At 59.0% G+C, this 17599-nt stretch carries 17 protein-coding genes; 5 read left to right on the forward strand and 12 right to left on the reverse strand.

The window, feature by feature from the left end; genetic code table 11:
• Positions 1-42: 42 nt before the first annotated feature.
• The gene (gene moaB / locus ACIOU6_RS05340; RefSeq protein WP_401134438.1) at positions 43-582 is read left to right on the forward strand and encodes a molybdenum cofactor biosynthesis protein B; all 540 of its coding nucleotides are present in this window, start codon (positions 43-45) and stop codon (positions 580-582) included.
• On the forward strand, positions 566-1792 hold the full coding sequence (glp, locus tag ACIOU6_RS05345) for a gephyrin-like molybdotransferase Glp (RefSeq protein ID WP_221729171.1): 1227 nt from the start codon (positions 566-568) through the stop codon (positions 1790-1792). The genes moaB and glp overlap by 17 nt, the downstream gene beginning before the upstream one ends.
• A gap of 61 nt (positions 1793-1853) precedes the next feature.
• Here the strand turns inward: glp and ACIOU6_RS05350 are convergent, their stop codons facing one another.
• Positions 1854-2162 (reverse strand): hypothetical protein, encoded by a 309-nt coding sequence (locus tag ACIOU6_RS05350; protein WP_221729170.1) that lies wholly within the window; start codon positions 2160-2162, stop codon positions 1854-1856.
• A gap of 313 nt (positions 2163-2475) precedes the next feature.
• Between ACIOU6_RS05350 and yegS the strand changes: the two genes are divergently transcribed.
• Entirely contained in the window at positions 2476-3393 is a 918-nt protein-coding gene (gene yegS, locus ACIOU6_RS05355) for a lipid kinase YegS (RefSeq protein WP_401134442.1), read from the forward strand.
• Here the strand turns inward: yegS and ACIOU6_RS05360 are convergent.
• From ACIOU6_RS05360 to ACIOU6_RS05370, 3 genes are all read right to left on the reverse strand, one after another.
• A complete protein-coding gene (locus tag ACIOU6_RS05360) occupies positions 3377-4036 on the reverse strand; it encodes a response regulator transcription factor (protein WP_160058885.1) in 660 nt (219 codons plus the stop codon). The two genes, yegS and ACIOU6_RS05360, sit on opposite strands and share 17 nt — an antisense overlap.
• Entirely contained in the window at positions 4033-4926 is an 894-nt protein-coding gene (locus ACIOU6_RS05365; protein WP_221729419.1) for a sensor histidine kinase, read from the reverse strand. Before ACIOU6_RS05365 ends, ACIOU6_RS05360 begins: the two co-directional genes overlap by 4 nt.
• A gap of 488 nt (positions 4927-5414) precedes the next feature.
• A complete protein-coding gene (locus tag ACIOU6_RS05370; RefSeq protein ID WP_221729168.1) occupies positions 5415-5885 on the reverse strand; it encodes a hypothetical protein in 471 nt (156 codons plus the stop codon).
• 453 nt (positions 5886-6338) lie between these two features.
• Here ACIOU6_RS05370 and ACIOU6_RS05375 point away from each other — a divergent pair, with 453 nt between their 5' ends.
• Both ACIOU6_RS05375 and ACIOU6_RS05380 read left to right on the forward strand, forming a co-directional pair.
• Positions 6339-7274 carry a chemotaxis protein CheV gene (locus ACIOU6_RS05375; protein ID WP_221729167.1) on the forward strand — a complete coding sequence of 312 codons (936 nt, stop codon included), beginning with the start codon at positions 6339-6341 and terminating at the stop codon, positions 7272-7274.
• Positions 7275-7365: 91 nt separating this feature from the next.
• On the forward strand, positions 7366-8172 hold the full coding sequence (locus tag ACIOU6_RS05380; protein WP_401134446.1) for an MOSC domain-containing protein: 807 nt from the start codon (positions 7366-7368) through the stop codon (positions 8170-8172).
• A gap of 72 nt (positions 8173-8244) precedes the next feature.
• Here ACIOU6_RS05380 and ACIOU6_RS05385 read toward each other — a convergent pair whose 3' ends face one another.
• The 8 genes from ACIOU6_RS05385 to ACIOU6_RS05420 form a co-directional block, all read right to left on the reverse strand.
• A complete protein-coding gene (locus tag ACIOU6_RS05385) occupies positions 8245-8529 on the reverse strand; it encodes a pyrimidine/purine nucleoside phosphorylase (RefSeq protein WP_221729165.1) in 285 nt (94 codons plus the stop codon).
• 71 nt (positions 8530-8600) lie between these two features.
• Complete coding sequence (locus ACIOU6_RS05390; protein WP_401134449.1) at positions 8601-9143, reverse strand: exonuclease domain-containing protein; 543 nt, start codon at positions 9141-9143, stop codon at positions 8601-8603.
• Between the two features lie 70 nt (positions 9144-9213).
• Positions 9214-11175: an acetyl/propionyl/methylcrotonyl-CoA carboxylase subunit alpha gene (locus ACIOU6_RS05395; RefSeq protein WP_401134451.1), complete on the reverse strand. Its 1962-nt coding sequence runs from the start codon at positions 11173-11175 to the stop codon at positions 9214-9216.
• A gap of 52 nt (positions 11176-11227) precedes the next feature.
• Complete coding sequence (locus tag ACIOU6_RS05400; RefSeq protein ID WP_221729162.1) at positions 11228-12025, reverse strand: enoyl-CoA hydratase/isomerase family protein; 798 nt, start codon at positions 12023-12025, stop codon at positions 11228-11230.
• Positions 12022-13179, reverse strand: coding sequence for a citronellyl-CoA dehydrogenase (atuD, locus tag ACIOU6_RS05405; RefSeq protein ID WP_401134454.1), 1158 nt, complete (start codon positions 13177-13179; stop codon positions 12022-12024). Before atuD ends, ACIOU6_RS05400 begins: the two co-directional genes overlap by 4 nt.
• A gap of 30 nt (positions 13180-13209) precedes the next feature.
• Entirely contained in the window at positions 13210-14826 is a 1617-nt protein-coding gene (atuC, locus tag ACIOU6_RS05410; RefSeq protein ID WP_401134457.1) for a geranyl-CoA carboxylase subunit beta, read from the reverse strand.
• Between the two features lie 3 nt (positions 14827-14829).
• Complete coding sequence (locus ACIOU6_RS05415) at positions 14830-15699, reverse strand: SDR family oxidoreductase (protein ID WP_401134460.1); 870 nt, start codon at positions 15697-15699, stop codon at positions 14830-14832.
• Between the two features lie 12 nt (positions 15700-15711).
• Positions 15712-17502, reverse strand: a complete 1791-nt coding sequence (locus ACIOU6_RS05420) for an acyclic terpene utilization AtuA family protein (protein ID WP_401134463.1) — start codon at positions 17500-17502, stop codon at positions 15712-15714.
• Positions 17503-17599 lie beyond the last annotated feature (97 nt).

Genomic DNA, 17599 nt, shown 5'->3' on the forward strand with positions numbered 1-17599 from the left:
TGATATAACACCGGGCTGTTTCCCCTACAACTGGACGAGCCTATGAAAGCCAAGGCTGATGTACCTTTCGTGCCGCTCAATATTGCGGTTCTGACTGTCAGCGATACCCGAACCCTGGAAACTGACACCTCGGGTCAGGTCTTCGTCGACCGCTTGACTGCGGCTGGCCACATTCTGGCTGAGCGTGTCTTGCTTAAAGATGACCTCTACAAAATTCGCGCGCAAGTCGCCAACTGGATTGCCGACGATGTCGTGCAGGTTGTGCTGATCACAGGTGGCACCGGTTTCACCGGGCGTGACAGCACGCCTGAAGCCGTCGCGTGCTTGCTCGACAAGCAAGTGGATGGGTTTGGCGAGTTGTTCCGGCAGATTTCGGTGGCCGATATCGGCACCTCTACCGTGCAGTCCCGTGCGCTGGCCGGCCTGGCGAATGGCACACTGGTTTGCTGCTTGCCGGGTTCGACCAACGCCGTGCGCACTGGTTGGGATGGCATTCTTGGCGAGCAACTGGACGCTCGCCACCGCCCGTGCAATTTCGTGCCTCATCTGAAAAAGGCGATGCCTTGTGAGTCCCGTGGGTAAGCCGGGCAAGATGGGCTCGCTGATGCCGGTCGAGGAAGCGCTGGCGCGTTTGCTGGATATGGCCGAGGCCTCGCCAATCGTCGAGCATGAGTATTTACCACTGGCGCTGGTCGAAGGTCGGGTGCTGGCCGAAGATTTGATTTCGCCTCTCGATCTGCCACCTTGGCCCAATAGCGCCATGGATGGATATGCCCTCAACCTGGCCGACTGGACCGGCGAACCTCTGCCAGTCAGTCAAAAGGTGTTTGCCGGGCAGTCTCCCGAAACTCTGAAACCCGGTACCTGTGCGCGCATCTTCACGGGAGCGCCGGTACCGCCCGGCGCAGATTGCGTAGAAATGCAGGAAAACGCTGACGTTCAGAGCGATGGAACCGTACGCTTCATCGAACCTATGAAGATCGGCCAGAACATTCGCCCACAAGGCCAGGAAACAACTGTCGGTGAGTTGATCCTGTCGGCCGGAACCCGGCTTGGCCCGATTGAGCAAGGTTTGGCTGCTTCGCTGGGCTGCGCCGGTCTGACGGTTGTGCGCAAGGTTCGAGTGGCGGTGATTTCCACCGGCGACGAATTGGTCGAACCGGGTCAACCGCTGGGGCCAGGGCAGATCTACAACAGTAATCGGGTGCTGCTGTGCAGCTGGTTACAGCGTCTGGGCTGTGAAGTGATCGACGCGGGCATTCTTCCGGATGATCTGGCGGCCACCCGTGCTCGCTTGGGTGAGTTGCAGGATGTTGATCTGATTCTTTCCACTGGAGGCGTATCGGTGGGGGAGGCTGATTTTCTGGGTATCGCTTTGCGAGAAGAGGGCGAACTGGGCCTTTGGAAGCTGGCAATCAAACCCGGAAAGCCGCTGACATTTGGCCATTTCCGCAATGCGCCCGTTATCGGGTTGCCCGGTAACCCGGCTTCGACGTTGGTGACCTTCGCGTTGCTTGCTCGGCCTTACCTGATGAGGCGCCAAGGTGTGCGGGATGTCGGCCCTCTGAAGTTCAAGGTGCCAGCAGGCTTTGTCTGGCCTGTTGCCGGCAACCGGCGTGAATACTTGCGGGGTCGTCTTGAGCAGGGGCGGGCGACTATCTACCGCAACCAGAGCTCAGGTGTGCTGCGCAGCGCCGTGTGGGCAGACGGATTGGTTGAAGTATTGGAGGGGAGCACTCTGCTTGAAGGAGACGAAGTCGTCTTCATTCCGCTGAGTGATCTCCTGGGCTGACCCCCGCCCCGCAAATGCAGGCGTCGACTGATCCTGTCGACGCCTGCAATGTTTCGTTCGGTCAATGGCTGATCAGTGCAACAAGCTGGTCGAATCGGCTATTGGCCACCCAACCCAGCAGACACAGCACTACGGCTGTTGCGCCCGCCGAGTAGGCGAGACGGTGTTTGATCGTTCTGACGTCACTCCGGACTTCGTCCATGTCCCGTCGAATGTATTTGAGGTGGGTTTCCAGCTCGGTCACACGAGGTTCCATATCAGTTTCTCCAGTGGTCTTGGTGCTGTTTTTGAAATCGGACTTGTGACTCGCACGACATTCGGCGAGAGGGGCAACCGGACTCACTGGCATTCTGGCTTCATGGCTTGACATGGACATATCCACTTGCTGTTTCAAATGTACGCCAGCTACCTTTTTCATCTTTCGAGCTATTAAAAAACTTTGGGGAGTTTCCACTCATTACATGCACGTCCTTGTGTTGTCGGATTGATGATTGATACCGCCGGCACACGTTGACCCAACTGTCCTGTGTGGTCAATTGAGCCGATTCCGCATGTTTCGTAAGAAAAAGTACCTGTGTGTAGGACGCTTCGGCCGGCAATTGAATTAATTGTCATTCCTGTGGCTTTTTTGCGCGACACGGCGGTCAACATGTTTCAATCGATTCAATTCAGGGAGTGACGCTATGAGTGAACGCCGGGCGCTGTTGGTTCTGCATGGCAAGCAGGCACTCAACGAGGCCGTTCGCACCGCGGTAGAGAACAAGCGCAAGCAAGGCTGGGATTTGGCGGTGCGCTTGACCTGGGAAGCGGGGGATGCCCAGCGATGGGTGGAGCAAGCGTTGGCGGACGGTTACACGAAAATTATTGCTGGCGGCGGAGACGGCACGTTGCGCGACATCGCCGAAACCCTCGCGGCGCATCCGGGTAAAGCCAGTCTGGTGCTATTGCCTTTGGGAACCGCCAACGACTTTTCCCGCGCAGCAGGGATCCCGCAGGAGCCGGCCAATGCGCTTGAGCTTCTCGATGTACCGCCGTGTGACATTGATCTGGGGGAAGTGGGCGGGCAGGTCTTCCTGAATATGGCTACCGGCGGTTTCGGCAGTCAGGTCACGGCCAATACTTCAGAGGAGCTGAAAAAAGTATTGGGTGGTGCAGCCTACCTGTTCACCGGTTTGTCGCGGTTCAGTGAGCTGCATGCCGCTTATGGTGAGCTGCAAGGGCCGGATTTTCACTGGAGCGGCGAGTTGCTGGCATTGGGAATCGGCAACGGGCGTCAGGCGGGTGGCGGACATGTATTGTGTCCGCAGGCGCTGGCCGATGACGGTTTGCTTGATATCAGCATCTTGCCAGCACCACAGGAGTTGGCCGGCACATTGAAGTCGCTGCTCAGCGATGGTTTCGGTATCGACAACATGTTTGTAAGAACCCGATTGCCTTGGGTCGAAATCAAGGTCGCTGAAGGGCTGTACATCAATCTTGATGGTGAGCCGCTGGAAGGCAGCAGCATGCGGTTCGAGGCACGGCCAGCGGCGTTGCAGGTTCACCTGCCGAGGAGTTCGCCGCTATTGACCATCAAGCCGTCAGTCAGTCGTCCAGACTGATGATCTGTTCGCGCACGGCGAACAGTACAAGGCCCGCCACATCGTAGATTTGCAGGCGTTTCATGATCTGCGAACGGTGGGTCTCGACAGTCTTGATGCTCAAGCCCAGGCCATTGGCGATTTCCCGGGTGGATTTGCCGCGCACGATCAAACGCAGGATTTCCAGCTGTCGGGCAGTCAGGTTGTGCGAGTCGGCGGTTTCCGGCTGCTGCTTCTGATTGCGGGTCAGCGCTTGGTTGATCACGGTGTGGGCGATGGCCGGACTCAAGTAACGTTCGTTGTTGCGCAAGGCTTCCAGCGCGTGCTCGAGTTCGGTGGCTGTGGTGTCTTTGAGCAGGTAGCCGTGGGCGCCGGACTCCAGTGCCTGCATGATCAACGCAGGGTCGGTGTGCATCGACAGGATCAGCACTTTGCTCTGCGGACGCACGCGCTTTAGCCGTTGCAAAGCTTCCAGCCCGCCGGTTTCTTTCATGGAAATATCCAGCAGCACGATATCGGGACTCAGTTGCTCGACCATTTCGAGCAGTTGCGAGCCGTCATTGGCCTCGCCAATCACCGCGTAACCGGGAATGTCCAGCACCAGAGCGCGCACGCCGGCCCTGATCAGCGAGTGGTCATCCACCAGAAGTAAGTTGCAAGTCAACGCATAACCTTATTCGTACTGGCCCGTTCGAGTGCACGGGGCGCCCAGGGGAAAAGTGCTTCGATTCGAGTGCCTTTGCCCGGCTCACTGATAACGTTCAGGGTGCCACCCAATTGCTCGATCCGTTCGGCCATCCCGGCCATGCCTCGCTGTCCTTCACGACCTGGATTGGCGGCAGGGGCAAAGCCCAGTCCGTCATCGCTGATCAGCAACGTCAGGCCCTCTGGCAGGCGTTGCACGCGTATTACCAGATTTTTCGCCTGCGCGTGACGCAGGATATTGGTCACAGCCTCCTGGGTGATGCGAAAGGCGGCGACCGCCATTTCTTCCGGGATGCCGTTAAGGCGTTGCTGGCAGTCGAGGCTCCAGTGCACGCTTGTATGAGTCAATGTCTTGAGCAGGTGTGCTCGCAGGCTGGCTTCAAGGCCAAGGCTGGTCAATTGGCGAGGATTGAGAATGGCCGATACATCACGCACCTTGTCGAGCGTTTCCTCAAGGGTTTCGCACAGTGCGGTGCATTGGTCCTGCAAGTCTTCCGGCATCCGCCGTTTTAGCCAGTCGCTCTGCAGCTTGGCGGCGGTCAGCAATTGGCCGATATCATCGTGCAGCTCGCGGCTAAGGCGGTGGCGTTCGTTTTCCTGGACTTCGAGCAGGCGGTCGGCGAGTTCCTGAGGCTGAAATTTGATTGATTTGCGTGACAACCGATATTGCACCCAGACACAGGTGGTAGCCGCGACGTCAAGCAACAACAGTCCGAGGCCAAGGTGTGCGGAAAAGCCATAGGTCAACAGGCTGCCAAGTGTGGCCGCGACACAAAGGATGAGTGTGAACCGGCGGGCGTTTTCCCGAGAGGGTGGCCATGTGGTGATTGACTTGAGACTGGCGTACATAACGGATGGAGCCAATGGATGTTCGCTGCGGGTAGACCGGCCGGTGGCTGGCGGGTCTCTGTCTGAAAATGCTGTCAATTATGTTATTGATTTCAACGCGGTCAGTGATCGTGTTTGGCTGCCAACTTCGGTGGAGTGCCTATATCTGGATATCACTGTGCCATTAATTTGAGAGCAACTAATGGGCGGCATAATACCACTTAAGATACCGTTGGTCGCGCTTGCTATATATGTCCGAGGAGTCAGGAATATGCGTGATATTGGACGCGAGTGCCATAATTGAAAAAGTCAATCTATTGTGTTCGATAGATGTCAGCGTGCCTGAAGTTGATTTTTAACACACAGGCAAACCCTGAGCCCGACCGGAAATATCCATTGTTGTCAGGTGCGATGATTTAATTCGATTTGTCGCTAACAGGCATGAACTATTCAATTACGACATTCAGCGACACAGTGTGGCGACCTCTTCAGTCATGGCGCGCGCCGTATCAGGCCTGTCGCTCCGAATAGGCCAAGAGGGGCAAACGTTTGGCGGTGGGGGCTGGCTGAAACCGAGTTTGACCGACCTGAAAGGCGAAGGCATCGATCAGCGAGGCCTGTTCACTTTTATCGAGGCTCAGCTGCCCGGTGCTCTGATCGACCAGTTCAAGTTGCCAGGCCATCAGCGTGAAACAATCCTTCAAGGCAACCAGGGCCTGTTCGTTAAGGTCGACGTGGTCCTGCACCAGGTTGAGCAAGTCGTAAAGGTGCCGGGAGAACTCGGAAATAGCCTCAAGCGCCAGGGCCTCAGCCCTGCTTGCAAGCTTGAGCAGCGTGCTGAGCATGCAGTCGATGGCGTCCTTGTCGTTGCTGATCAGTTGCAGATGGCTGAGGCATTCTTCGGACTTGGCCAGGAGCGTTTCGGCCTCGACCAGAAATTCGGGGAAGCGTTGCGCCCACTCTTTACGGTCGATCGGCATGCTTATCTCCACAACGTCATGTCTGGTGAGGGAGTGCCGTGTGTGACGACGATCATGAATCGTCGGGAGATCGCGCCCAGACGTGCAGGTGCACAGACTGAGAGGTTCCAGAGGGTTTGTTGCCACTGAACTGCGATCGCACACAATAGCCTGACTCCGTTCATGCAATGAGAATGGCGTCACATTAATGGCTATTGGATATTGCGAATATCAGGTTGGTCCTGATTGTTACTAGGGGAATCCCTTAGACGCGGGAACCTACAGTGCAAACCGAGGTCGCGCCGCAAAGAATGTAGCAGATGAAAATCACGGCGCCAGTAAAGCATGATGTTAATGTGACATCAATGGTGCGTTATGGCATTTTGATGGTGAATTTTGCGGGAATCAAGATTCGTCATAGACAGCCGATAACCCCTTTTAGTGAATTCATCAGAACAAGCCCAGGAGTCATTGATGGCCGGCATTCTCGACACGGTAGACCAACGCACGCAACTGGTGGGTGAGAATCGCCTGGAAATTCTCATGTTCCGACTGGCCGGGCGCCAATTGTTCGCGATCAACGTGTTCAAGGTTCAGGAAGTGCTGCAACTGCCAAAGCTGACCCTGATGCCTCAGCGTCACCCGTTCGTCTGCGGCGTGGTCAACCTGCGTGGGCAGACTTTGCCGGTGATTGACCTGTCGCAAGCGATCGGTATGCGTCCATTGGTACCAGGTCCGAACAGCACCATCATCGTCACCGAGTACAACCGTTCGGTGCAGGCATTCCTTGTCGGTGGTGTGGATCGCATCGTCAACATGAACTGGGAAGCCATTCTGCCGCCGCCGGCCAGCGCTGGCCGTCAGCACTATTTGACGGCGATCAGCAAAGTCGACGATCAACTGGTGGAGATCATCGATGTCGAGAAAGTGCTTGCAGAGATCGTCCCCTACAACGCCAAGGTCTCGCGTGACAAACTCGACGATCCGGTGCTGGAACGCGCCCGTGATCGCGAAGTGCTGCTGGTGGACGACTCCAACGTGGCACTCTCGCAATTGCGTGACACCCTCGGCCAGCTCGGCGTGAAAATGCACATTGCCAGCGATGGTCTGAAGGCACTGAACATGCTCAAGGCGTGGGCTGATACCGGCGTGAACATGACTGACAAACTGCTGATGGTATTCACCGATGCGGAAATGCCAGAGATGGACGGCTATCGCCTGACCACCGAAATTCGTAACGATCCACGCCTGCGTGGTCTGTATGTGGTGTTGCACACCTCGTTGTCCGGCAGTTTCAACGAATCGATGGTGAAGAAGGTCGGCTGCGACAATTTCCTCTCCAAGTTCCAGCCGGACAAACTGGTCGACGTGGTACGCCAGCGTCTGATGCTCGACGAAGTTCCAGCGTGATGGATCTGTTCGAAGGCTGACCTCTCGTCAGCCTTTGATTCGCGGGTGAAGCTCGTATAGGGTGGCGTTTTTGCCCACAAGGGAGCTGGCCATGCTGCGTCTGAGCGCGCTTTATCGTTACCCGTTGAAATCTGGCAAGGCCGAGGTTCTGCAAGGGATCAGCGTGGACAAGCTGGGACTGGAGGGTGATCGACGCTGGATGTTGGTCGACGAAGCCAGCGGCCGTTTCCTGACCCAACGCGCCGAAGCGAAAATGAGCCAGCTGTCCGCGCTTTGGAATGCTCAGGGTGGCCTCACCTTGAGCGCGCCTGAGCATGCTTCAATCGACATCACCTTGCCTGCCAGCGATGCGCAGTTACGTGGCGTGACCATCTGGCGCGACACGTTGCGTGTGCCGGATGCCGGTGACGAAGCGGCAAATTGGGTCAGCGAATTCATCGGTAAACCGACCCGTCTGGTGCAAGTGCCGCTGGACCGAGCCCGCACGACTCAGGCCGGTTTCGGCAAGGACGACGATCAAGTCGCCTTCGCCGATGGTTTTCCACTGTTGCTGATCGGTGAAGCCTCGTTGCAACACCTGTCGCAACAGGTCGGGCGGCCGTTGGAAATGCTGCGTTTCCGGCCGAATCTGGTGATCGAAGGCAGCGAGGCGTACGCCGAAGACAGCTGGAAGCGTATCCGTATCGGCGATGTCGAATTCCGTGTGGTCAAGTCATGCTCGCGTTGCATTCTGACCACGATTGATCCGCAGACCGGCGAGCGCAGCGCTGATCGTGAACCGCTGGCGACCCTGCAGAAAACCCGCGCCCAGGCCGATGGCGCGATGTTCGGTCAGAATCTGGTCAACGACGGCAATGGTCGTCTGGAAGTCGGGATGTCAGTGGACATTCTCGAGTAATCAATGCCAGAACGAAAAATGCCCGTGTCCTTGGACACGGGCATTTTTTTATCGCGCAGGAACCCGATGGGTTTAGCCGCGGTATTCGCACAGGTAAGCGGTGTCGACCGCGACTTTCAGCTGGAATTTGCTGTTGGCCGGCACGTTGAACTGGCTTCCGGCGGCGAAGGTTTCCCAGTTGTTGCTGTCCGGCAGTTTGACGGTCAGTGCGCCAGACACTACGTGCATGATTTCACGCTGGCTGGTGCCGAATTCGTATTCGCCCGGGGCCATGACGCCGATGGTCGCCGGACCTTCAGCGGTGCCAAAGGCGATCGACTTGACGGTGCCGTCGAAGTACTCGTTGACTTTAAACATGGGCGATTCCTCGAAAAGGGCTAAAAAGTGAGGCGGCCAGTATGCACAAGGCTTTTAACGCCGTCACGCCCCTAAAGCGGCAGAACCAGCGGCAGCAGGCGCGCGGTGTTGCGTGCATCCTCCAGCGCTCGGTGTTGCTGACCGCTGAACTGCATCCCGGCCAGTTGCAGCGCGCCATTAAGGCCCAGCGGCCGCTCCAGGCGCCGGGCCTTGGCGAAGCGTTGCTTGAGGTTCATGTGCGGTACCCGGCTTAAGACGCTGTCGAATTGCAGCCGCTGCCATTCCTGAAGTAACTGTTTGCGGTCGTAATCGCCCCAACTCACCCAGCCTTCGAGGCGCGTCTGATGCTGACCGAGCCAGCGTTCGAAGGCCGGCCAAACCTCGGTCAACGGCAACGCTGCGTCGATATTGGCTTGAGTGATGTGCGTGAGTTCGCGACAGAACGGCGTCAACAAGGGCCGTCGCGTCGGTTTGACGAAGCGCTGGAAGTGATCCTGCTCGCGTCCGGCACGATCAACCAGTGTGGCGCCGATCTCGATAATTTCCATCTCGGTGACCGGCCAGCCACCCTCGTCGGTGGTGGCTTCCAGATCTATGACCAGCCAGTGAGGCATCGCAGGGTTCCTGATTTCCGCGTCCTGATTCATCAGAGCGTAGTCAAACCCTGCGTTTGCGCCTGGCGACTCACTCCACTTGCAACAGGATCTGACGATTTTTTACCTGATCGCCGACCTTGACCTGCACCCGCTTGAGCACGCCGTCAATGCCGGCCTTGAGCGGGTGCTCCATTTTCATTGCCTCCAGCACCACCAGCAACTGACCTTTGCTGACCGCGCTGCCTTCGCTGACCAATACGTCGACGATGGCGCCGTCCATCGGTGCTTTTAGCGTGCCGGAGCTGACGCTGGTCTGACTGCCGATGACCGCGTGAGTTCGATCCTCAAGGCGCAGGTTGCCGGGATGGGTGAACAGCCAGAGTTGCTCAGCATTGAGCCGATAGGCGTGTCGCTGGCGCAAACCGTCGATCTCCAGCGTCAACGCCTGTGGCGTGTGGTCGATGATTTTCAATTCCAGGGGCTGTTGCGCCACTTGCACCTGGAAGGTGTTTTGACCCCGGGGGAGTAGTTGCAGCGTCCAGTCCTGCGATTCAAGCCCGAGGCGATAGTGCAACGGCACATTGGCATTGTTGCGCCAACCCGCTAATGCCGTGCGGTGGAGGCGGGCGCCTGCCTGATAGAACAGCACCGCGGCGATTGCCAGTTGTTCGGCACTTGGCACGTATCTGTGCAGGCTTTCGTGATCTGAAAAGTGCTGGGCAATGAACGCCGTGCTGAACGCACCCCTGACAAATTGCGCCTGTTGCAGCAGGCTGACCAGCAAACGCTGATTGCTTTGCACGCCCAGCAACACCGTGTCCTGCACGGCACGCAACAGTTTGCGCCGCGCCTCTTCGCGGGTGGCGCCATGGGCAATCAGTTTGCCGAGCATCGGGTCGTAGAACGGGCTGATCGTTTGACCTTCGAGCAGGCCATGATCGATGCGTGCGCCGTGCTCAAGCGCCGGCTCCCAAGCTTCAATGCGCCCCGTTTGCGGCAGAAAGTCCTGTGCAGGATCTTCGGCGTAGAGCCGCACTTCCATGGCATGGCCATTGAGTTGCACCTGATCCTGAGTCAACGGCAGCGGCTGTCCTTCGGCGACCAACAGTTGCCAGGCGACCAGGTCCAGCCCGGTAACCAACTCAGTCACCGGGTGCTCCACTTGCAGGCGCGTGTTCATCTCCAGAAAGTAGAACTGCCCGCGGGCATCGAGCAGAAACTCCACGGTACCGGCGCCGACGTAGTTCACTGCGCGTCCGGCCTTGAGCGCGGCCTCACCCATGGCCTGGCGCAGTTCGGCGGTCATCACCGGGCAGGGTGCTTCTTCGATGACTTTCTGATGACGACGCTGGATCGAGCAGTCGCGTTCGCCGAGGTAGATAAGGTTGCCGTGCTGATCGCCGAACAGTTGCACTTCAACGTGGCGCGGCTCGATCAGCGCTTGTTCGAGGATCAATTCGTCACTGCCGAATCCGTTCAATGCTTCCGAGCGTGCTGTACGCAATTGCGCCGGCAATTGCGACGCGTCGTGCACCAGACGCATGCCGCGTCCGCCTCCGCCAGCGCTGGCTTTGATCATCAATGGATAGCCGATGCGTTCGGCTTCGCGCAGCAATGTGCTGTCGCCCTGTTCTGCACCTTGGTAGCCGGCGATGCACGGCACGCCGGCTTCGAGCATGGCGATTTTCGACAGACGTTTGCTGCCCATCAGTTCGATGGCGTCGGCACTTGGTCCGATGAAGGTCAAACCAGCCTGTTCGCAGGCGCGGGCGAATGCGGCGTTTTCCGAAAGAAAACCATAGCCGGGGTGGACGGCATCGGCGCCGCTGCGGCGGGCGGCATCGAGAATGGCCGGGATGTTCAGGTAGGACTGTTGCACTGGCGCCGGGCCGATGGGCACGGCTTGATCAGCCATTTTTACGTGCAGCGCATCGGCGTCGGCGTCACTGAACACGGCGACGGTGCGGTAGCCCAGGGCCTGTGCGGTGCGCTGGATACGGCAGGCGATTTCACCGCGGTTGGCGATCAGAATTTTCTGAATGGCGGGCATGGGCTGTTCCCTCGAAAGTTGCGGTGTATGTGCTGGCCTGCTCGCGAAGCTTTTAGGTGGCCCACCCGGGTTTGCGTTTTTGCATGAACGCCATGGTGCCCTCGATGCCTTCAGCACTCGTCACGGCTTCGCTGAACCACTGCGCGGCTTCATCGAGTAATTCACTTGACGGTTGCCCGGCACTGGCCAGCAGCAATTTCTTCGTCGCAGCATTCGCCTCCGGCGCGCAACACAGGACATGCTGTAGCACCTCATCCAGGCGCTCGGCCAGGGCCTGCGCATCCTGCTCGACAAAATGCACCAGCCCCAAACGGCGTGCCTGATGGCCGTCGAAACGTGCTGCTGTCAGCGCCAGTCGGCGGGTTTCAGTCAGGCCGATGCGCTGCAATACAAACGGTGCGATCTGCGCGGGGATCAGGCCCAGGCTGGTTTCCGGCAAACCGAATTGCGCCTTGTGATCGGCAATCGCGATATCGCTGACACAGGCCAGTCCGAAACCGCCGCCCATCACGGCGCCTTGCAGCACGCAAACCAACACTTGTGGCGCGTGCTGCGCCTCTTCCAGCAATGCCCCGAACGCACGGTTCAAGTGGCGGTAGGCGTCTGCACCCTGAGTGCGGGCGTTGGCCATGTCCTTGATGTCGCCGCCTGCACAAAAATGTCCACCGGCCCCACTGAGCACCAAGGCTCGAATGGCACGTTCATCGCGAACCGTCGCCAGCACCGCTCGCAGTTCGGCGACCATCTGCAGGCTCATTGCATTGCGGCTCTGCGGGCGATTGAGGGTGACGTGCAGTACGCCGCCGTGCCGCTCCAATAGCAGTGTCTGGCAATCGGGCAGGGGGCTCATTTCTTTTTCCCCGGCAGGATGCCCATCAGTTTGCAGATGATCCCCAGCATGATTTCGTCGGCGCCGCCGCCAATCGACACCAGCCGCACATCGCGGTAAGCACGGGCCACCGGGTTATCCCACATGAACCCCATGCCGCCCCAATATTGCAGGCAACTGTCGCTGACTTCGCGACCCAGACGCCCGGCCTTGAGCTTGGCCATCGAGGCCAGGCGCGTGACGTCCTGGCCTTTGATGTATTGCTCGGTGGCCTGGTAGACCAGTGCCCGCAGGCATTCGATTTCGGTCTGCAATTCGGCGAGGCGAAAGTGGATAACCTGATTGTCGATCAGGGCGTTGCCGAAGGTTTTGCGCTCCTTGCAGTACTCGATGGTGCTGTCGATGCAGTATTCCAGGCCCTTGAGCATGTTCGCCGCACCGAACAGACGTTCTTCCTGAAACTGCAGCATCTGCATCATGAAGCCGGCGCCTTCATGGCCGATGCGGTTGCGCTGCGGGATGCGCACGTTGTCGAAGAACACCTGAGCGGTTTCCGAGCTGCGCATGCCGAGTTTGTCCAGATGCGAGCTGAGACTGATCCCGGGTGTGTTCATCGGCACCATGATCAGCGATTTGTTGATGTGCGGCTTGTCGTCGGAGGTATTGGCCAGCAGACAGATGAAATCAGCGCTTGGTGAGTTGGTGATCCACATTTTGCTGCCGTTGATCACGTAGTCGTCGCCGTCCTTGCGGGCGGTGGTTTTCAGCCCGGCGACGTCGGAGCCAGCGCCCACTTCCGAGACACCGATGCAGCCGACCTGCTCGCCGCTGATGGCCGGGCGCAGGAATGCTTCACGCAGTTCATCGGAGCCGAAGCGGGCCAGCGCCGGGGTGCACATGTCGGTCTGCACGCCGATCGACATCGGAATGCCACCGCAGTGAATGGTGCCGAACTCTTCGGCCACGACAATCGAGTAGCTGTAATCGAGGCCCATGCCGCCGAATTTTTCCGGTTTGGAAATCCCCAGCAAGCCCAGATCGCCCGCCTTGCGGAAAATCTCGTGGATCGGAAAGCGTCCGGCCTTTTCCCATTCGTCGACATGCGGATTGATCTCGTGCTCGACGAATTGGCGGACAGTGCGGCGCAGTGCTTCGTGTTCCGGGGTGAAGATCATTTTTATTGTTCTCCGTAAGATCCGTGGCGGTCAGAACCGGCTGACGCCGAAGCTGTTGGGTTGCAGTGCGCGTATGTCGGCTTCGTGGCAGATATCCAGCAGATAGCCGAGCAGGGTGCGGGTGTCACGCGGGTCGATCAGGCCGTCGTCCCACAGGTTGGCGCTGCCATAAAGTGCTGTGGATTGGCTGTCGAGTTTCTGCGCGGTGGCCTGTTCGAGCATGTCGAGCATTTTCGGATCAGGCGTCAGGCCGTCCTTGAGCTGCTTGGCTTCGGTGACGATGCGCAGGACTTTACCCGCCTGAGCCCCACCCATCACGGCCGTGCGGCTGTTGGGCCAGGCGAAAATGAAGCGCGGATCGAGACCGCGCCCGCACATCGCGTAGTTGCCGGCGCCGTAAGAGCCGCCCACGACAATCGTCAGTTTAGGCACCCTGGCATTGGCCACGGCTTGAATGAGTTTCGAGCCATGTTTGATCACGCCTTGCTGCTCCGACTCGGTGCCGACCATGAATCCGGTGGTGTTGTGGAAAAACAGCAGCGGCGTCTGGCTCTGATCGCACAGTTGAATGAATTGCGCCGCTTTGCTCGCGCCGTTGGGGGTGATCGGGCCGTTGTTGCCGATGAACCCGCAGGCACGTCCCTGAATTCTCAATTGGCCGCAAAGGGTTTGCTGATCGAATTCGCCTTTGAATTCGAGGAAGCAGGATTCGTCGGCGATGCGCGCGATGATTTCACGCACGTCGTAGGGCTTTTTCGGGTCGTCCGGTATCAGCCCCAGCAACTCGTCGATGGGGTAGAGCGGCTCTTTATATTGCGGTTCCGGCAACCACGGCAGTTGCTCGTTCCACGGCAGCATGCGCAGGATTTCGCGCACCTGGCGTACCCCGTCGGCATCGTTTTCGGCCAGGTATTCGGCAGTCCCGGCAACTTGCGCGTGCATCTCGGCGCCGCCCAATTCTTCATCCGTGGCGACTTCGCCAGTGGCGGCTTTAAGCAAAGGGGGGCCGGCGAGGAACAGCTTGGCCTTGCCGCGCACCACCACCACGTAATCCGACAACCCGGGTTGGTACGCGCCGCCAGCCGTGGCCGAGCCGTGTACGACGGTAATCTGCGGTAAACCCATGGCCGACATCCGCGCCTGATTGGCAAAACTGCGTGCGCCTTCGACGAAAATCTCCGCGGCATAATTGAGGTTGGCGCCACCGCTTTCGGCGAGGGTGATGACCGGCAGTTTGTTCTCCTGAGCGATCTGTTGCAGACGCAGGGATTTTTTCAGACCGCTCGGCGAGATCGTGCCGCCCTTGATCGCACTGTTATTCGCGACCACCAGCGCACGAATGCCAGACACGTAACCGATGCCGGCAATCAAGCCGCCACCGGCCGCGCTGCCATCCTTGTCGTCGTGCAGTTTGTAACCGGCGAGGCTGGCCAGTTCGAGAAACGGAGCACCGGGGTCGAGCAGCAGGTTCAGGCGTTCTCGGGGCAACAGTTGGCCGCGCTTGTCGAATTTCGGCTTGGCTTCGGCGGCCTTGTTCAACAGGTTCTGTTCGAGTTGCTGGACGTGTTCGATGGCGGCGATCATCGCTGCGCGGTTGCGGGCGAATGCTTCGCTGTGCGGGTCAAGTTGGGACTGGATCTGCGCCATGGCTTACTCCTTGTCCTGCAAAACGTCGGGAAGGTACGCACGGTGGAAACCGTTGAATGACTCACTGTGGGTCGCCTTGTGCAACGGCCATGCACGGCAGCCGATGCTGGCGGCACCATCGATTTTCAGCGTGCTGCCACTGATGAATGCCGCTGCCGGGCTGAGCAGAAACACAATCGCCGCGCTGACTTCCGATTCGGTGCCGATGCGCTTGAGCGGCACATGTTCGCGCAGGGTCGGGATCACCGCTTTGAACGCACCTTCGTAGGTGTCCATGCCACTGGAGGCGATCCAGCCCGGCGCGACCGCGTTGACTCGCACCCCGGCGTATCCCCACTCGAAGGCGGCAGTTTTGGTGAAGTTGTCCATGCCTGAACGCGCGGCGCCCGAGTGGCCCATGCCGGGCATGCCGCCCCACATGTCGGCGAGCATGTTGACGATGTTGCCACCGTGTTTGCTCATCGACTGGTTGAACACTTCCCGGGCCATCAGGAAACCGCCGACCAGATTGGTGCGTAGCACGGTTTCGAAACCTTTCTGATTGATCGAGGCCAATGGCGACGGATATTGGCCGCCGGCATTGTTGACCAAACCGTGGATCGGCCCGTGCTCGGCGATCATCACCTTGACCAATTCCTTCACCGCCTCTTCATCGCGAATATCGCAAGCCTTCCAGTGTGCACGGCCACCGTCCTCGGTGATTTCGGCGGCGACCTTCTGCAGCTTTTCAGGTTTGCGTCCGACCAGCAGCACCTTGGCACCGAGCGCCGCCAGTTCATGGGCGGTGCAGCGACCGATGCCGCTGCCGCCGCCAGTGACGATGATGGTTTGGCCGCTGAACAAATCGGCTCTGAAAATCGACGCGTAAGCCATGCAAACAATCCTCTAGTCGAGCTGTTCGGCGATGCTCTGCGGCACCGGGATCTGGATTTCCAGCAGTTGCTGGGCGAAGGCTTTGCCTTGCGGATCGATACGCAGACTGGCCACGCCACCGCCGCCGAGAGCGTTTTCCAGGAGAAAATTCAAACTGTGGGTGCCCGGCAGGTACCAGCGTTCGACCCGACCGTGGAGCGGGTCGAGGACGTGGCTCATCCAGTCGACGATGACCGCTGGGGTCAGCGCTTCAGCGATCCATGGCAGGTATTCAGGCTTGCGCGGCATCACACCGATGTTGCTGTGGTTGCCCTTGTCGCCAGAGCGCGCCACGGCGAGTTTCACCAACGCGACGCTGGCGTCGGCGCGGCCCTCAGGTTTTGGTGGTTGATCGGCGATGGGCAGGTTCTGGCTGTCGAGAGCAATCAATGCGGGCAGGGCGCAGGGATGGCGCTCGCCGGCCATGTCGATTTGCAGGGTGCAGGCACTTTTATCAATCAGGAACGAGAACAGACGAATGACCGGGTACACCGTCGGCCGGCCGCCGACGATGCCGGTGAGACCCGGCGCCATACCCGTGGCAGCCTGGGCGATCTCCCGGGAGAACAGGATCAGCGCTTGCTTGTTTGGATGGCGTACAGCCAGTTTGATCACCACCTCTCGCGTGTCGCGACGCTGGCCGTGGGGGCCATAAGTGGCTTCACTGCCGAGCAGTTCGAGGCTGGTTTCGCTGTAGGGCATCCAGCCACGCTGGCTGAACATTTGCGCAGTCTTGTCGATAATGGCCTGACCAACGCGGCGTGCCTTTGCCACCGCGTCAATGCCGGCGATCAGGCAACTGGCGGTGCAGCGGAAACCGTCCGGGTACGTGGCACTGACTTTGTATTTGTCACTGGGCGGCAGGCCTTTGGCACCCTGTACATGCACCCCGTTTTTGCCCTGCTGCTGTAGTTTGACCTGACTGAAATCGCAGATCACATCGGGCAACAGATACGCCTGTGGATCGCCGATTTCATAGAGCAACTGTTCGCCGACGGTCAGCGGTGTGACCAGTCCGCCGGAGCCCTCGGGCTTGCTGACGATGAATTGGCTGTCGGCGCTGACCTCTACGATCGGGAAGCCGATGTGCTCGTAATCCGGAACATCGCGCCAATCGGTGAAATTACCGCCGGTACATTGCGCACCGCATTCGATGATATGCCCGGCCAGCGCGGCTTGGGCGAGTTTGTCGTAGTCATGCCACGACCAGCCGAACTCGTGCACCAGCGCTGCACTGACCACGGCACTGTCGACCACCCGCCCGGTGATGACGATGTCGGCGCCCAGGCGCAGTGCCTCGACAATGCCCGGCGCGCCGAGGTAGGCGTTGGTCGATACGCACATCGGTGGCAGCGGGGCGCCGCTGAACATCTCGGTGATGCCTTGGCCGGTGAGTGACTTGAATTGCGCTTGCAGGTCATCGCCCAGCAGCACGGCGATTTTCAATGGGGTGCCAACCTTGTCGCAGGCGGCTTGCAGGGCGGCGGCGCAAGCCAGTGGATTGACCCCGCCGGCATTACTGATGACACGGATTTTCTGCTCGGTCAGTTGCGGCAGTAGCGGCGTCAGCACGTCGATGAAATCGCTGGCGAATCCTGCCTGTGGGTCTTTCATGCGTGCGCCAGCCATGATCGACAGGGTGATCTCGGCCAGGTAATCGAACACCAGATAATCCAGGCGTCCTCCTGCCACAAGCTGAGCGGCGGCGGTCGACGTGTCACCCCAGAAGGCACTGGCGCATCCGATGCGGACGGTGGTTGGCATTTTTATCTCCGACTCAGGAACCTGCGACAGAAGTGTCTGGAGGCTACCAAGCAAGCGCTTGGTTTGTAAACACTTGAAACTATCTTCTGCCCGAGCG

This window comes from Pseudomonas sp. NPDC087615 (assembly GCF_044743445.1).
Lineage (GTDB): Bacteria > Pseudomonadota > Gammaproteobacteria > Pseudomonadales > Pseudomonadaceae > Aquipseudomonas > Aquipseudomonas baetica_A.

What these genes read in the sequence shown, in the direction of transcription:
- ACIOU6_RS05420 (WP_401134463.1), bottom strand. Translation starts at nt 17,502, where the DNA reads ATGCCAACCACCGTCCGCATCGGATGCGCCAGTGCCTTCTGGGGTGAC.
- ACIOU6_RS05385 (WP_221729165.1), bottom strand. Translation starts at nt 8,529, where the DNA reads ATGTTTAAAGTCAACGAGTACTTCGACGGCACCGTCAAGTCGATCGCC.
- yegS (WP_401134442.1), top strand. Translation starts at nt 2,476, where the DNA reads ATGAGTGAACGCCGGGCGCTGTTGGTTCTGCATGGCAAGCAGGCACTC.
- moaB (WP_401134438.1), top strand. Translation starts at nt 43, where the DNA reads ATGAAAGCCAAGGCTGATGTACCTTTCGTGCCGCTCAATATTGCGGTT.
- ACIOU6_RS05390 (WP_401134449.1), bottom strand. Translation starts at nt 9,143, where the DNA reads ATGCCTCACTGGCTGGTCATAGATCTGGAAGCCACCACCGACGAGGGT.
- atuC (WP_401134457.1), bottom strand. Translation starts at nt 14,826, where the DNA reads ATGGCGCAGATCCAGTCCCAACTTGACCCGCACAGCGAAGCATTCGCC.
- ACIOU6_RS05395 (WP_401134451.1), bottom strand. Translation starts at nt 11,175, where the DNA reads ATGCCCGCCATTCAGAAAATTCTGATCGCCAACCGCGGTGAAATCGCC.
- atuD (WP_401134454.1), bottom strand. Translation starts at nt 13,179, where the DNA reads ATGATCTTCACCCCGGAACACGAAGCACTGCGCCGCACTGTCCGCCAA.
- ACIOU6_RS05350 (WP_221729170.1), bottom strand. Translation starts at nt 2,162, where the DNA reads ATGTCAAGCCATGAAGCCAGAATGCCAGTGAGTCCGGTTGCCCCTCTC.
- ACIOU6_RS05375 (WP_221729167.1), top strand. Translation starts at nt 6,339, where the DNA reads ATGGCCGGCATTCTCGACACGGTAGACCAACGCACGCAACTGGTGGGT.
- ACIOU6_RS05380 (WP_401134446.1), top strand. Translation starts at nt 7,366, where the DNA reads ATGCTGCGTCTGAGCGCGCTTTATCGTTACCCGTTGAAATCTGGCAAG.
- ACIOU6_RS05415 (WP_401134460.1), bottom strand. Translation starts at nt 15,699, where the DNA reads ATGGCTTACGCGTCGATTTTCAGAGCCGATTTGTTCAGCGGCCAAACC.
- ACIOU6_RS05365 (WP_221729419.1), bottom strand. Translation starts at nt 4,926, where the DNA reads ATGTACGCCAGTCTCAAGTCAATCACCACATGGCCACCCTCTCGGGAA.
- ACIOU6_RS05400 (WP_221729162.1), bottom strand. Translation starts at nt 12,025, where the DNA reads ATGAGCCCCCTGCCCGATTGCCAGACACTGCTATTGGAGCGGCACGGC.
- ACIOU6_RS05370 (WP_221729168.1), bottom strand. Translation starts at nt 5,885, where the DNA reads ATGCCGATCGACCGTAAAGAGTGGGCGCAACGCTTCCCCGAATTTCTG.